The organism is Leminorella richardii (assembly GCF_900478135.1).
In the GTDB taxonomy this organism is placed as follows: domain Bacteria; phylum Pseudomonadota; class Gammaproteobacteria; order Enterobacterales; family Enterobacteriaceae; genus Leminorella; species Leminorella richardii.
In genome coordinates, this window is record NZ_LS483470.1 from 3,112,474 (window position 1) to 3,124,949 (window position 12,476).

The 12,476-nt window shown below is 53.6% G+C and carries 12 protein-coding genes; 7 read left to right on the forward strand and 5 right to left on the reverse strand.

The features are described from left to right. Positions 1 to 194 precede the first annotated feature (194 nt). Positions 195 to 602, forward strand: coding sequence for a nucleoside diphosphate kinase regulator (gene rnk, locus DQM29_RS14250; RefSeq protein WP_111741305.1), 408 nt, complete (start codon positions 195 to 197; stop codon positions 600 to 602). Between the two features lie 73 nt (positions 603 to 675). Here the strand turns inward: rnk and pmbA are convergent, their stop codons facing one another. Further along, positions 676 to 2,016 carry a metalloprotease PmbA gene (pmbA, locus tag DQM29_RS14255; protein ID WP_111741306.1) on the reverse strand — a complete coding sequence of 447 codons (1,341 nt, stop codon included), beginning with the start codon at positions 2,014 to 2,016 and terminating at the stop codon, positions 676 to 678. A 167-nt stretch (positions 2,017 to 2,183) separates the two neighbouring features. On the opposite strand from pmbA, the gene yjgA reads away from it, so the two are divergent. From yjgA to DQM29_RS14285, 6 genes are all read left to right on the forward strand, one after another. Beyond that, positions 2,184 to 2,744: a ribosome biogenesis factor YjgA gene (gene yjgA / locus DQM29_RS14260; RefSeq protein WP_111741307.1), complete on the forward strand. Its 561-nt coding sequence runs from the start codon at positions 2,184 to 2,186 to the stop codon at positions 2,742 to 2,744. Positions 2,745 to 3,016: 272 nt separating this feature from the next. Next, positions 3,017 to 4,693 (forward strand): HAL/PAL/TAL family ammonia-lyase, encoded by a 1,677-nt coding sequence (locus tag DQM29_RS14265; RefSeq protein ID WP_111741308.1) that lies wholly within the window; start codon positions 3,017 to 3,019, stop codon positions 4,691 to 4,693. Positions 4,694 to 4,702: 9 nt separating this feature from the next. After that, on the forward strand, positions 4,703 to 6,292 hold the full coding sequence (locus DQM29_RS14270) for a flavocytochrome c (protein WP_111741309.1): 1,590 nt from the start codon (positions 4,703 to 4,705) through the stop codon (positions 6,290 to 6,292). Between the two features lie 15 nt (positions 6,293 to 6,307). Continuing rightward, the gene (locus tag DQM29_RS14275; protein WP_111741310.1) at positions 6,308 to 6,739 is read left to right on the forward strand and encodes a cytochrome c3 family protein; all 432 of its coding nucleotides are present in this window, start codon (positions 6,308 to 6,310) and stop codon (positions 6,737 to 6,739) included. Positions 6,740 to 6,749: 10 nt separating this feature from the next. Continuing rightward, complete coding sequence (gene phsC / locus DQM29_RS14280) at positions 6,750 to 8,375, forward strand: thiosulfate reductase cytochrome B subunit (protein ID WP_111741311.1); 1,626 nt, start codon at positions 6,750 to 6,752, stop codon at positions 8,373 to 8,375. A 192-nt stretch (positions 8,376 to 8,567) separates the two neighbouring features. Further along, complete coding sequence (locus DQM29_RS14285; protein WP_111741312.1) at positions 8,568 to 10,025, forward strand: AAA-type ATPase lid domain-containing protein; 1,458 nt, start codon at positions 8,568 to 8,570, stop codon at positions 10,023 to 10,025. Between the two features lie 35 nt (positions 10,026 to 10,060). Here the strand turns inward: DQM29_RS14285 and DQM29_RS14290 are convergent, their stop codons facing one another. The 4 genes from DQM29_RS14290 to DQM29_RS14305 all read right to left on the reverse strand — a co-directional run bounded on the left by DQM29_RS14290 (position 10,061) and on the right by DQM29_RS14305 (position 12,441). Then, positions 10,061 to 10,324 carry a barstar family protein gene (locus tag DQM29_RS14290; protein ID WP_111741313.1) on the reverse strand — a complete coding sequence of 88 codons (264 nt, stop codon included), beginning with the start codon at positions 10,322 to 10,324 and terminating at the stop codon, positions 10,061 to 10,063. Next, positions 10,324 to 10,821 carry a ribonuclease domain-containing protein gene (locus DQM29_RS14295; protein WP_111741314.1) on the reverse strand — a complete coding sequence of 166 codons (498 nt, stop codon included), beginning with the start codon at positions 10,819 to 10,821 and terminating at the stop codon, positions 10,324 to 10,326. The genes DQM29_RS14290 and DQM29_RS14295 overlap by 1 nt, the downstream gene beginning before the upstream one ends. Before the next feature lie 117 nt (positions 10,822 to 10,938). Beyond that, positions 10,939 to 11,814, reverse strand: coding sequence for a DUF817 domain-containing protein (locus DQM29_RS14300; protein WP_111741315.1), 876 nt, complete (start codon positions 11,812 to 11,814; stop codon positions 10,939 to 10,941). A 126-nt stretch (positions 11,815 to 11,940) separates the two neighbouring features. Beyond that, a complete protein-coding gene (locus tag DQM29_RS14305) occupies positions 11,941 to 12,441 on the reverse strand; it encodes a DUF1993 domain-containing protein (protein WP_111741316.1) in 501 nt (166 codons plus the stop codon). Positions 12,442 to 12,476: the final 35 nt, after the last annotated feature.

Here is a 12,476-nt window from a genome sequence, read left to right on the forward strand (position 1 = left end):
TGGATAGTGCATTATGCGATCTCGATCGCTTTAATTAAGTGAATACAAATTAATAATCGGGTTGACGTTAAGCCCCCGCACGTTATCTGCGGGGGTTTTATTTTGTTATGTTCTGTTTTTCTGTTGACTCACCCGAATTGTTCAACACAACGTTAGATGGAACTCCATCATCAAGGATAATATCGGAGTAATGTATGCTTAAACCCACCATTATCATTAATGAACTGGATGCGGAGCGTATCGATATACTGCTTGAACGCCCTGAGTTCGCTTCATCGCCGGTGGCACAGGCACTGACTGAAGAGCTCGATCGGGCAGAAATTGTCGCACCAGGCAGCATGCCAGCCGACGTGGTCACCATGAACAGCCGCGTCAGGTTTATCGATCTGAGCAATCAGGAAGAGCGAGTGAGAACTCTGGTATTCCCCAACGCCCTGACAGACAGCAACGAACAGCTTTCCGTGATGGCGCCCATTGGCGCTGCACTGCTAGGCCTTCGCGTCGGTGCTGACATCAGCTGGCACCTGCCAAACGGCACGGTAACGCAAATTAAGGTACTAGAACTGCTCTATCAGCCGGAAGCCGCTGGCGAGCATCAGTAACGTTTCTGACAGAGAAAGAAAAACGGGCCGATGTGTATGCATCAGCCCGTTTTTATTGTACCTAGCTCACTGGTTATTCGCCGGCGATTTTCATTTGCTCAATCAGCACTGAGCCGCACTGGATGTTGCTGCGCGTTTCAATATCATCCCCAACGGTGGCTATCTGGTTAAACATCTCTTTCAGATTGCCAGCGATAGTAATCTCGCTCACCGGGTACTGAATTTCACCGTTTTCAACCCAGAAGCCTGCTGCTCCGCGAGAGTAGTCACCGGTTACCGTACTTACACCCTGCCCCATCAGCTCCGTCACGAGCAGACCGCGCCCCATCTTCTTGAGCATGGCGTCAAAACCCAGCCCTTGCCCGGCAATTCGCCAGTTGTGGATGCCGCCCGCGTGGCCTGTGTTAGTCATGCCAAGTTTACGCGCTGAATAGCTGGTCAAAAGCCAGGTTTCCAACACGCCTGCCTTGACGATTTCTCGTGAATGGGTCGCTATCCCTTCGCTATCGAACGGCGTTGACGCCAGCCCTTTCAGCACGTGAGGACGCTCGCTAATAGTCAGCCATGAAGGCAAAATTTGCTTACCCAGATCGTTTAATAAAAACGACGACTTCCGATAAATGCTGCCACCGCTGATGGCAGAAACCAGATGCCCAAACAGCCCAGTCGCCACTTCGGCAGCAAACATCACCGGAGCCTGCATCGTCGGCAGTTTACGCGGCGCTAGCCGAGATAGCGTGCGGCGAGCAGCCTCTTGGCCAACCCACTCTGCGCTGCTAAGGCCAGACATTTCGCGGGAAATGGTATAGGCATAGTCGCGCTCCATATCGCCATCCTGCTCGGCAATAACGCAGCAGGACATCGAATGCCGGCTGCTGCAGTAGCCCTGCAGCATGCCGTGACTATTGCCGTAAACCTTAACGCCATAGTGACTGTTAACGCTACCGCCTTCGCTGTTGGTAATACGCGGAGAGGACTCCAGCGCGGTGCGCTCAGCCAGCGCAGCCATCTCAATGAAGCGCTCTGCGTCTAGCTCTGTTGGGTGAAATAGGTCCAGATCCGGCGCCTCGAAGGCCATCAGATCCCGCTCGCCGAGCCCAGAGTTGGGATCGGGAGAGGTATAGCGCGCAATATCCAGCGCCGCCTGTACAGTACGCGCAATGGCGTCCGGGCTTAGGTCGGTAGACGACGCGCTGCCCTTACGCTGCTGATGGTATACGGTGATGCCAAGCGCCCCGTCGCTGTTAAACTCAACGTTTTCCACTTCACCAAAGCGGGTTGAAACGCCAATTCCCGTTGACTTCGTTACGCTGACTTCTGCTGCATCCGACGCACCCTTCGCCAGCTCCAGAGCCTGAGCCACTGCCTGCTCCAGCTCTTTTCGCTGCTGCGCTACCTGATTCACTATGCTCATACTTCAAGGCCTGCCCTGGTCAGAAAAAAAGATAGCCGCAGTTTAGCAGGATCCGCGCACAATTTCGCACATTGACAACAACCTGTTACTATTAGCTCATATGGCGGCGCGACTCACAGACGCCGATTTTCCTGAATCAACCAGCCTGAATCAAACCAGACGATATTATGAGTAAATACACAGAAGATGAGCAGTGGCTCGACGACTCCCTTCCCGGCAACGAGCCTGAAGCAGAGGACGACGAGATTATATGGGTCAGCAAAAGCGAAATTAAGCGAGACGCAGAGGTTCTTAAAGATCTTGGCGTGGAGCTGGTAAAGCTCGGTAAAAACGCGCTGGAGCGTATTCCTCTTGATGAAGACCTGCGTGCCGCCATCGATCTGGCTCAGCGCATCAAAAAAGAAGGCTATCGTCGCCAGATCCAGCTGATTGGCAAAATGCTGCGCGCCAGAGACGTCGAGCCGATCCAAACCGCGCTGGACAAGCTGAAGAACCGCCACAATCAGCAAGTCGCCGTTTTCCACAAGCTGGAAAGCCTGCGTGACCGCCTGATCGACGGCGGGGACGACGCCATTACCGACGTTCTGGAGCTCTACCCGAACGGTGACCGCCAGCAGCTTCGCTCAATGGTCAGAACCGCCCAAAAAGAGCGCGCGGGCAACAAACCGCCGAAAGCCTACCGACAAATTTTCCAATACCTCAAAGATTTGGCGGAACAGGACGAATAAAGAAGCACAGCGGCAGGACAGTCTTTGGCTCTTCTGCCACTTTTCAATATACACTCCGTCTTATTAACGCCGCTCAGCCGGCGTTTTCTTTTTGCTGTTTCCCCTCAGTGTTCCTTTTATGTTTCTTTTTCGCCCACTGTTCTTCACATTTCTTTTACCTTGATTTTACTCACGAAATATCAAAAATCCACACGCTCAATGCGCCCACACCTTCTAAGTCTGACTACCTATAAATAGCTAGAATGTCCCTAACTTTATTATGGGGACTAAAAATGAAAAACAAGACGACTACAACCCTCAATGCTTGCGCCCTGGCTATCGGCGTGATGTTTAGTGGAAACCTTTTGGCACAGGAAGCAGTAGTACTTAACGGAAAAAACCTGACGCTGGAAGACGCATGGGCCATCGCAGCGCAGGGAAAAACCGTTAAAATTGACGCCGCCGCGATGGAAAAAATGAAGCGTTCCAACGCTCTGCTGATGCTGGCCGCTGAGCAAGGCGTGCCGGTATACGGGCTGACTGTCGGCGTCGGTTTAAACAAAGATAAATCGCTGTTTGACGCTCACGGCAAGCTAAGCCCAGACGTACTGGCAGCCTCCCGTGATTTCAACCGCAACGCGCTGCGCGCCCACGGTGCAGGCGTTGGGCCGGATATGCCTGTAGATCTGGTCAGAATGTCGATGGTTATTCGCCTAAATACCATGCTGACAGGCGCTACCGGTGCCCAGCCGTACGTTGCTGAACTGTATGCCGCTTTTCTTAACAAGGGCATTACTCCCGTAGTTCCCTCTCAAGGCTCAGTAGGTGAAGCAGATATTACTCTGGCTTCCCACATCGGCGACGCCATGATGGGTGAATGGCGAGTTATCGTTAATCAGCAAACGATCCCAGCCGCTGAAGCGCTAAAAAATGCCGGCCTCACGCCACTCGATCCTGTCGGCAAAGACGCCCTCTCAATACTTTCGACTAACTCTATTTCTACGGCCTATTCCGCAAAGGCCATTATGAACGCCAAACAAATCGTTGGCATCACGCCCGCGGTCTTTGGTCTAAGCCTTGAGGGGCTAAACGGCAACGTGTCGCCAATCCTACCGCAGAGCGTTTCTGTTCGCCCTTTCCCTGGCCTAGCCGACAGCGCCAAGTCTATTCGCGATACTCTAACGGGTTCCTATCTGTGGCAGCCTAACGAAAAGCGCCCGCTTCAGGATCCTCTGTCGTATCGCACCACGGTCTTTGTCCTCAACGAAGCGCAGCGCGATCTGGCTAATGCTCAGGAAATGCTGTCCATTCAGATGAACAGCTCGGACGACAACCCGGCGGTTATTCTAGACGCCAGTGAAGAATACGCCCAGAACGGCCAAGTGAAGCAGTACTATGTGAAGGGCAAAGACATCAAAGGCGCTATCTACCCCACCGCTAACTTTGAACCTCTGCCGCTAGCGCTGGCGGTGCAGAAGCTGTCCGTCTCGCTGGGCCATCTGTCCCATAACAGCGTGCAGAGAACCCTGCACCTGTCCGATGACCACTTCACCGGCTTAAGCCGCTTCCTGACGGCTGAAGGAAACAGCGGTCACGCCTTCGGCGCGATTCAAAAGCCTCAGGTCGCCCTGCACTCAGAAAACGTCGATCTGGCTAACCCGGTTTCTCTCGACGGTCAGGTTATGGCAGGCACTATCGAAGACACCTTTACCAACAACCTGTACGCCTCTCAGCGTCTACAGCGCATCGTTGACAACATGGCGGCCATCTACAGCCTAGAGCTACTGCACTCCACTCAGGCTATCGATCTTCGCAAAATCGCCATGCCAGAGATAACCATGGGGCAACAAACTCAGGCGCTGTATCAGGCCTATCGTAAAGCAGTGCCGTTCGTCGATCGGGATCGTATCTACAGCGATGACATCAAAAACGGTGCGGCTCTGGTTGCCGACTATCCGGTTCAGAAATAGGAGCAGGTCATGAGTCACAGCAAGAAACGCCCCTCAACGCGCCGCGAATTCTTAACCAAAGGCGCACTTCTGGCGACAGGGAGTCTGGTGGGGCTGGCGATGCCCTCAGCACAGGCGGCGCCGGTTACCGTCAGCGTGCCGGAAACCGTTAGCGGCGGCCGAACCCGCTTTCACCAAGTCTATGACGTTATCGTGGTCGGCAGCGGCTTTGCAGGGCTTGCCGCCGCGCTGGAGGCCAAAAGTCACGGCCTCGATGTGTTAGTCATTGAGAAAATGGCGGTTTACGGCGGTAACTCCACCATAAACGGCGGCGCGTTTGCTGTGGCTGGCTCTCCGCTGCAAAAAGAAGCGGGGATCGAAGACTCCCCCGAGCTGATGTACAAGGACATGCTAAAGGCCGGACGCGGCCTAAATCATCACGACATTCTTCAGGTGCTGGTCAATGGCACTCAGGAAGCCTACGAGTTCACCATCAAGCACGGCGTTCGCTATAAGCCGTTTGTTCAGCACTTCGGCGGGCACTCTGTTCCCCGCACGCTGCAAACCGTTGAAAGCTCCGGCGCAGGCATTGTGATGCCGCTGCGCAACTCCGCCCAAAAGCTCGGGGTGATCTTTAAGAACCGCTGTAAGTTCGACGCCTTTATTCAGGACGATAAGCGGCGAGTGATTGGCATTCAAGCAAAAGACGACTACCGTTTTCCCGATGAAAACAGCGGCTCAGTCAGAAACTACGGTGCCCGCTACGGCGTCATCATGTGTAACGGCGGTTTCGGTAACGACCTGCGTTTTCGTCAGATCCAAGACCCGCAGCTGGTCAGCGATATCGACACTACCAACCATCCCGGCGCTACCGCAGAAGGCCTGCTCGCTATGCTGGGGATAGGTGCTACACCGGTTCAGCTGGATTTAATTCAGCTTGGCCCTTGGTCATCGCCTGATGAAAAAGGCTTTGGCAACGTGTCGCAGTTCAACACTATCGCCGGCTACCCCATGGGCATTATGGTGGACGTTCGCACCGGCAAGCGCTTTACCAACGAACTGGCTGACCGTAAAGCCCGTGAAGATGCCATTCTGGCTCAGCGGGACGCCGACGGAAAACCGGTTTACCCCGTTTGCTTTACCAACCTTGAAGGCGCCAAGCAGGCGCAAAGCCTACCCGCCGCGCTTAAGTACAACGTGGCCTGGCAGTTCAACACGCTAAAAGAGCTGGCTGACCACTTTTCCATTCCCTATGACGGTCTGCAAAAAGAGGTGGACGCCTACAACCTAGCGGTCAAAAACGGCGGAGGTGACCCTCTGGGTAAAGACGTCAGCCGCGCGATTTCTCTGGCTGAAGGGCCCTACGTCGCGGTTCGCGTCTGGCCTAAGGTTCACTACACCATGGGTGGTGTACAAATCAACGCCAGCGGGCAGGTGCTTAACGCTCTGAACGGCGAGCCGATTGCCGGGCTTTACGCCGCCGGAGAAGTCACCGGTGGCCCACACGGTGCTAGCCGACTAGGCAGCTGCGCCATCGCCGACGGACTGGTGCTGGGCCGAGTTGCAGGCGCTCACGCTGCGACCCAAACCGCAACGCCTCTGTTTGACCTTAACGCCTGAGCCACGGGAGAGATCATGTCTTTGTATCAACGAATTACCTTTATTTTGGTCCTCTTGTTTAGCGCCTGTAGCTGGGCGCAGGGCGATAAGGCGTCAGCCAATGACGCCCGCGCCTTTCAGGAAAAGCTCGACAGCATGACCATCAAACCATACCACCAGCCGCTGGCAGCCACGGGAAAAGACGCCAGCTGTCAGCTATGCCACGGTGCCAAAACGCCCACAACGCCTGCCAACGACAGCAACTGCCTAACCTGCCACGGCAGTTTGGACCAGATTGCTGCCCTGACGGAGCCTAAGTCAAAAGAGGGGCACCCTGAGCCGAACCCGCACAACTCAATCCACTACGGGAAAGACGTTCCCTGTAGCACTTGCCACAGCGAACATAAGCCGTCCCAGGTCTATTGCAACAGCTGTCACCTGTTCAAGTACCCGAACATGAAACCCTGATGAGGATGCGATGAACATGAGATCGATGGGGATATTACTGCGGCGCTCATTCAGACTGCTTATTGCGCTTGGTGCAATGGCATGGCTGTCGAGCGCACAGGCGGCAGCGCCTGACAATTCGCAGTGCCTTCGCTGTCACGCCGACAGCGATGTTCATGCGGTAACGACACAGAACGCCGGGAAGAAGCTGTTTATTTCCGATGAAGCCTACCGTGAAGGCGTTCACGCCTCCCTGCCGTGCGTCGCCTGCCATCAAAGCGAAGCCGGCAACGCAGGATTTGACGCGCTGCCACACAAACAGGTGACAACCGTTGCCAACTCGTGTGAAAGCTGCCACGGCGTAGTCAAGCACGACATCGTCACCGCTTACCAAAAGAGCGTTCATTCAAAGAACATCCCACAGGATAAGTTCAGCTGTCAGTCTTGCCATGACGCTCACACAGCCCAACCGGCCGTCATTACCCAGCCTGACCGAGCACAGATTGCGTCAACTAACGCGATGTGTACTGACTGCCACACTCGCGCCGCCGATTTTAAGGCGCTGTCCGGCAAGTCTGTCACCACGCAGGATCTGAGCCACTCGGCCTTGCCTGCCGCACAGCTACACCTGTCGTCGCTGCGCTGTATTGACTGCCACGCCGCCAGTGGAGACAAAACGCTGCACGCCATTGCGCCAGCAAAAGAGAGCGTGTCCTGTAGCCAGTGCCACAGTGAATCATCGCTGCTAGCGCAGCGTCAGCGCTTTACGCCACCGGGATTTATGCAGGAAGGAAGTCTGTTAGGTCACGGTCTGTTTGACGACGCCTCGCTGATCAAAACGCTGGATTCCTTAGGCGGTATCTCCGCAAAGCAACAGACCAGCGTTGCCAGCGCAGGCCTGTTTGTCGACAGCTATATGGTCGGTGCCAATGGCAATCCCAGCATCGATCGCGCAGTCTTCTGGGCTGTAGGTATTCTGGCAGCCATGCTGATAGCCCACGGCGCTCTGCGGTTATTTAGCCAGCGAACAGAACCTAGCGTCGAGTGGCACAAAACCTATCTATATACGCTACCTGTCAGATGCTGGCATCTGCTGAACGCGCTGTGCTTTATCACGCTGCTGTTCTCCGGCGCCGTGATGCACTTCGCCATCGGCGATCTGGCGTTCTGGGCCGAGTTGCACAACACTTCCGGGCTTATCCTGTGCGGCGTCTGGCTACTGTTCCTGCTGGTTTGCGTAACGGGCAACGGCCACCACTATCGAGTCCGGTTTAATGGGCTAGCTGGGCGCATCGTTCGTCAGGCGCGCTACTATCTGATCGGCATTTTCCGCCATGAACCGCATCCGGAAAGCCCTGACGAAAGCGCTAAGTTCAACGTGCTACAGCAGCTGGGCTATATCGGCGTGATGTTCCTGCTGGTACCGCTTCTGCTAGTCAGCGGGCTGCTGATGCTGTATCCGGAATATACACCAAATACCCTCTTCGGCCTGCCCGGCAAGCAGATTATCGCCTGGACTCACTACGGGCTGGCTGCTGTCACGCTGCTGTTCCTGCTAGTGCATCTCTATCTGTGTACAACGGGCGACAGCCTCGGCGCGCTGGTAAAAGGAATGATTGACGGCTATCACCGCCACAGGAGCACGAGCCGCAATTAGAACAGGTAGCCTTACTCAGCCCCTTGAACACCAAGGGGCTTTTTTATAAAAAGAAACATCTATTCACATTTTGAAATAAAATTTGAGATAAATCAGTACGCCCCTTTCCCACACATCTTACAGTGCATAATCCGATCCGCGACGTAAGCCAATGGTCAATAATAATAACCCACACGGGAAGAGCAATGCGCCATGCGTGAAGCACTGTGCAGTACGCTACATTTGGAAAAAGCCATTGCGGCCTGTATTGAAGCCGCCCCTGATAATTTTCCTATCGACGGCATTTTTCTCAACTACTACCGCGACGACATTCAGAGCATGCAGTTTCTCGCGCTCGCCACCCGAAAGCGCAGCCGAGCCAAACTGAACGTGCTGTCGATCCCTGTGCACGTGCTGTCCAAGTTTATCGTAAGGGAAAATTTCACCACTACTATTCTTAACCGACTGTCAGATGACCCGCTCACCGAATTTGTTATCAAGCACCACTTCCGTAAGGTGAAGTCTGCTATCGTTATGCGCTTGAAAATGGACGACGTTCGTCTTGGAGCAGTGATTTTCTTTAGCTACCGCACTAACGCCTTCAGTACCCCTCATGCAGAGCTGGCTGAGTCACTGCGCGGACCGTTCTCTCTGCTGGCATCTCGAGCGCTTTCTCAGCTAAAAATTATTAGTGAAGAAACGCTGAGGGCAAACTACACCCATCGCCCTTCAGTGCAGCAAGACAGCCTCCCTCCAGGCATTATCGCCACGCAAAAAAGTCCAATGGCCTCCTTGTTTACCCGGCTTCCCGGTATAGCTAAAAGTCAGAGGGTCATTATTATTCAGGGAGAAAAAGGTACTGGGAAAACGCTGCTGGCTCACCACCTTTACCGGCATTCTGATCGGATGCAAAAGCCGCTGGCCGTACTCTATGCCGAAACGCTGACGCTGTTTATTCACCAAAAAGATCTGCCGCCGAATAGCCACACACTCACGCCACAGGCACTCACTGATGGAACGCTGTTTACTCTTGCTGGAAATGGCACACTGCTGATTGAAAACGCAGAAAGCCTGCCGGAAGCGCTGTTCTATGAGCTGATGAAAAGTATTCGTATTCATAAAGAGAAGGGCTGGGACAGCAGCGTTACGATCACCCGAACGCTGCCAGAACGCCGTCGGATTGACCCCGAAGCGCTACTGGGGTGTGAACACTGCGGTGGCCTTTATTGCTTTTCTGTCACGCTGTTACCCCTCAGGCAGCGACGGGAAGATATACCCGAGCTGGTTACCTACTACCTTCTCCAGCTCAGTCAAAGTAGCCAGCACAGGCCACCGCTGCTGTCCGTTCGCTTTCAGCAGTCGCTGCTGCATCACGACTGGCCGGGAAACGTAACTGAGCTTATCGCCCGATTGGAAAAAGCGCTGCTCACCGGCAGCGCTGACGTACTGGACGTAAAGCCTCAAGAGTATGATTTAAAGGATGACAGCGGGTTAAGCGTGGTTTTACCGCTGGATGAGGTGGTCAGGCGCCACATTATTGGCACGCTAAGGCAAACAAACGGCAAGATATCCGGCGAAGGAGGTGCAGCAGAAATGCTACAAGTCAACAGCAATACGCTGTACAGCAAAATGAAAAAGCTGGGTATCACCCGCGAGACATACACACAGTAGCGTCAACGCAGGTAAATACTCATCGTCGATAGCGACTATCGGCTGTTAAACAGCAGCTGACCGTCCAGTTCCTGCTGAGCCTGTTCGAACAGGCGGTACAGAGGAAGAAAATCCATAGCCTTCGGGTCAAAGTGGGTAAACACGATCTGAACCGGCAGGCGGATCCCTACCGTTAACGCGTCCCACAGCGCGTCTAAATTATTGCCAAACCAGTCCGGCAGCAGGAAGCTATCGATAAACTGTAGGTAAAAATCCGGCATTGACTGTATTTTATTAAAGTCAAAAACAACGCTTCTCATTATCTGCTTACCTCCGTGAAACGTTGATAATGGTCGTGAGTAACATAAATCAGACCATCATTTGAATATAGCAATCTTTCAGCGCCCCGATGCCCGCAGCGGTAGTTAATATCCGCCTCGAACCACTGCCGCCCTTTTGACTGAGGTAGACGCTTTTCCCGGTTGGAAAAGCGATCGCCGCCAATGGCCTTCCCCGGCAGGGTAGAGCAAAGATTGCCGTCGCGTGCATCCCAGCCTTGCGAACGGGCTTGACTCTTGGTGATGTAATAGTCCGGCAGGCGACCGTGCTGTCGCATATAGTCCACAACAACCTTTTGCTGCGTTAGCCGATCTATACTCTGTTCAGCCGATGCGGGTAAAGAAGAAACATCCCTTGGCGCTGACGTCGATACTGTCGTCGGCGTACCGTCACTGTTGTTATAGCCAAAGTGAAAAGCCAGCCCGCCAACAATCAGCAGTAAAAAAACGATCGATAGCCATTGTGAATGTTTTTTCATAACTCAACGCAGTGTGGATAAATACTCGTCTCTGCACATTTCTATTACACCTGTGCCCTATTTACTCTTTAAGCAACGCCAGGCGTAGCTTTTAATCATAAAAATATGACATAGGTTTCATTTCGTCAGCCTATTTTCGCTTTCTTTACGTTGGTGAAAGAATTTTAATTCGGCAACAATGGTAAAAGTAATCACTACCAGCAGCCCCCACGAGCTTATTTTCCCTAAGTGAACCAGCTCCCAGCTCTCCGCCTGATTCGGGTACTGCCAGCCGCCAAACAGTGTGCTGATGTTTTCCGCAATCCAGATAAAAAAGCCGATCAGTAAAAACGCCAGCGGAAGCGGCATCCAAAACTCCCTCATCATTGGCCGGAAGTAAACCCGAGTGCGCCAAAACGCAGCCACTAGCAGCAGTGTCAGCGGCCAGCGATAGTCGCCGATAAAGTGGTGAGTAAAAAAGTTTAGATAGATTGCCAGCGCCAACGCGGCGGCCAGCCAGTGAGCAGGATACCCAGTCAACCGCAGCGACAGATGCCGCCATGACTGCATCATATAGCTGGCAACGGCGGCGTACATAAATCCGCTATACAGGGGAACGCCCATCACCTTGGTGTAGGCAAATTCAGGATAGGCCCACGATCCTATCGCCGGAGAAGTTTTAAAAATCTCCAGTACCAGCCCCAGCAGGTGGAACAGTGAAACCGCCGCCAGCTCCCTTTTCGTCTCTAGCCCGCAGTAAACCATGGCAAACTGCACTGCCAGCGCCACGACCAAAATAAAGTCATAGCGGGGGATCCCGCCCATTGGCAAAATCTTGGACAGCCCCAGCGTAATGAAAAAAGAGACGGCAAACGCGCAGCTGAGCGCCTCTTTTACGCCAAAGCTCCAGAATTCCATCAGAGGCAGTGGCAGGCGGCGCATCCAGCTGGGCAAATACCACGGATAGCGGTAGCCACTCAGGCTTTCAATGCTATAGGTCGCGATAGCGGACATAGTCAACTTCCTGTCAGTAAAATATGCATACTGGGAAGCGTACTTGACCTATGTGTGAAGTGAGTGAAGCAATGGTGAAGTAGTAAAAAAATTGGCCACCCGCAGAGTGCAGGTGGCTAGCAGCAGTTAGATCTTGCCCAGATAGTCCCGCTTGCCGACGGCTACGCCGTTGTTACGCAGGATGTTGTAGGCGGTCGTGATGTGAAAATAGATGTTTGGCAGAGCGTGCTGAAGCAGGAAAACGTCACCGCGCATGGGTTCGTCATACCACGGCAGCTTTATTTCACGAGACTCGCTATCAGTGAAGTCCTTCTCTTCCAGCGTTTTGATATAGCTAATGGTGTTGGCTATGCGCGCTTTAAGCTGGGCAAACGTCGTTTCACTGTCTTCATAAATCGGCGGCTCTAGCCCGGCTAAGCGGGCAGCGCAGCTTTTCGTCATGTCGCTCACCAGCTGAATCTGACGCACCAGAGGAAACATATCCGGAGCCAGACGGGAATTAAGCAGCACCTGCTCTTCAATACGTCGCTCTTTGCAAAAGGCCGACGCGATGCTCAGCAGGAAATCAAGGTTGTTCAGCACGCGAATGGTGCTTTGCGTCGCCAGTTGGTAATAGGACAGGCTCATTTTTTACTCCTGAAAGTTAAACTACCCGTGCGCTT

Bases quoted from the DNA above. Each gene is read 5' to 3' on its own strand.
- DQM29_RS14275 (WP_111741310.1), top strand. From the start codon at position 6,308: ATGTCTTTGTATCAACGAATTACCTTTATTTTGGTCCTCTTGTTTAGC.
- DQM29_RS14305 (WP_111741316.1), bottom strand. From the start codon at position 12,441: ATGAGCCTGTCCTATTACCAACTGGCGACGCAAAGCACCATTCGCGTG.
- pmbA (WP_111741306.1), bottom strand. From the start codon at position 2,016: ATGAGCATAGTGAATCAGGTAGCGCAGCAGCGAAAAGAGCTGGAGCAG.
- DQM29_RS14300 (WP_111741315.1), bottom strand. From the start codon at position 11,814: ATGTCCGCTATCGCGACCTATAGCATTGAAAGCCTGAGTGGCTACCGC.
- phsC (WP_111741311.1), top strand. From the start codon at position 6,750: ATGAACATGAGATCGATGGGGATATTACTGCGGCGCTCATTCAGACTG.
- DQM29_RS14290 (WP_111741313.1), bottom strand. From the start codon at position 10,324: ATGAGAAGCGTTGTTTTTGACTTTAATAAAATACAGTCAATGCCGGAT.
- DQM29_RS14270 (WP_111741309.1), top strand. From the start codon at position 4,703: ATGAGTCACAGCAAGAAACGCCCCTCAACGCGCCGCGAATTCTTAACC.
- DQM29_RS14265 (WP_111741308.1), top strand. From the start codon at position 3,017: ATGAAAAACAAGACGACTACAACCCTCAATGCTTGCGCCCTGGCTATC.
- DQM29_RS14295 (WP_111741314.1), bottom strand. From the start codon at position 10,821: ATGAAAAAACATTCACAATGGCTATCGATCGTTTTTTTACTGCTGATT.
- rnk (WP_111741305.1), top strand. From the start codon at position 195: ATGCTTAAACCCACCATTATCATTAATGAACTGGATGCGGAGCGTATC.
- yjgA (WP_111741307.1), top strand. From the start codon at position 2,184: ATGAGTAAATACACAGAAGATGAGCAGTGGCTCGACGACTCCCTTCCC.
- DQM29_RS14285 (WP_111741312.1), top strand. From the start codon at position 8,568: ATGCGTGAAGCACTGTGCAGTACGCTACATTTGGAAAAAGCCATTGCG.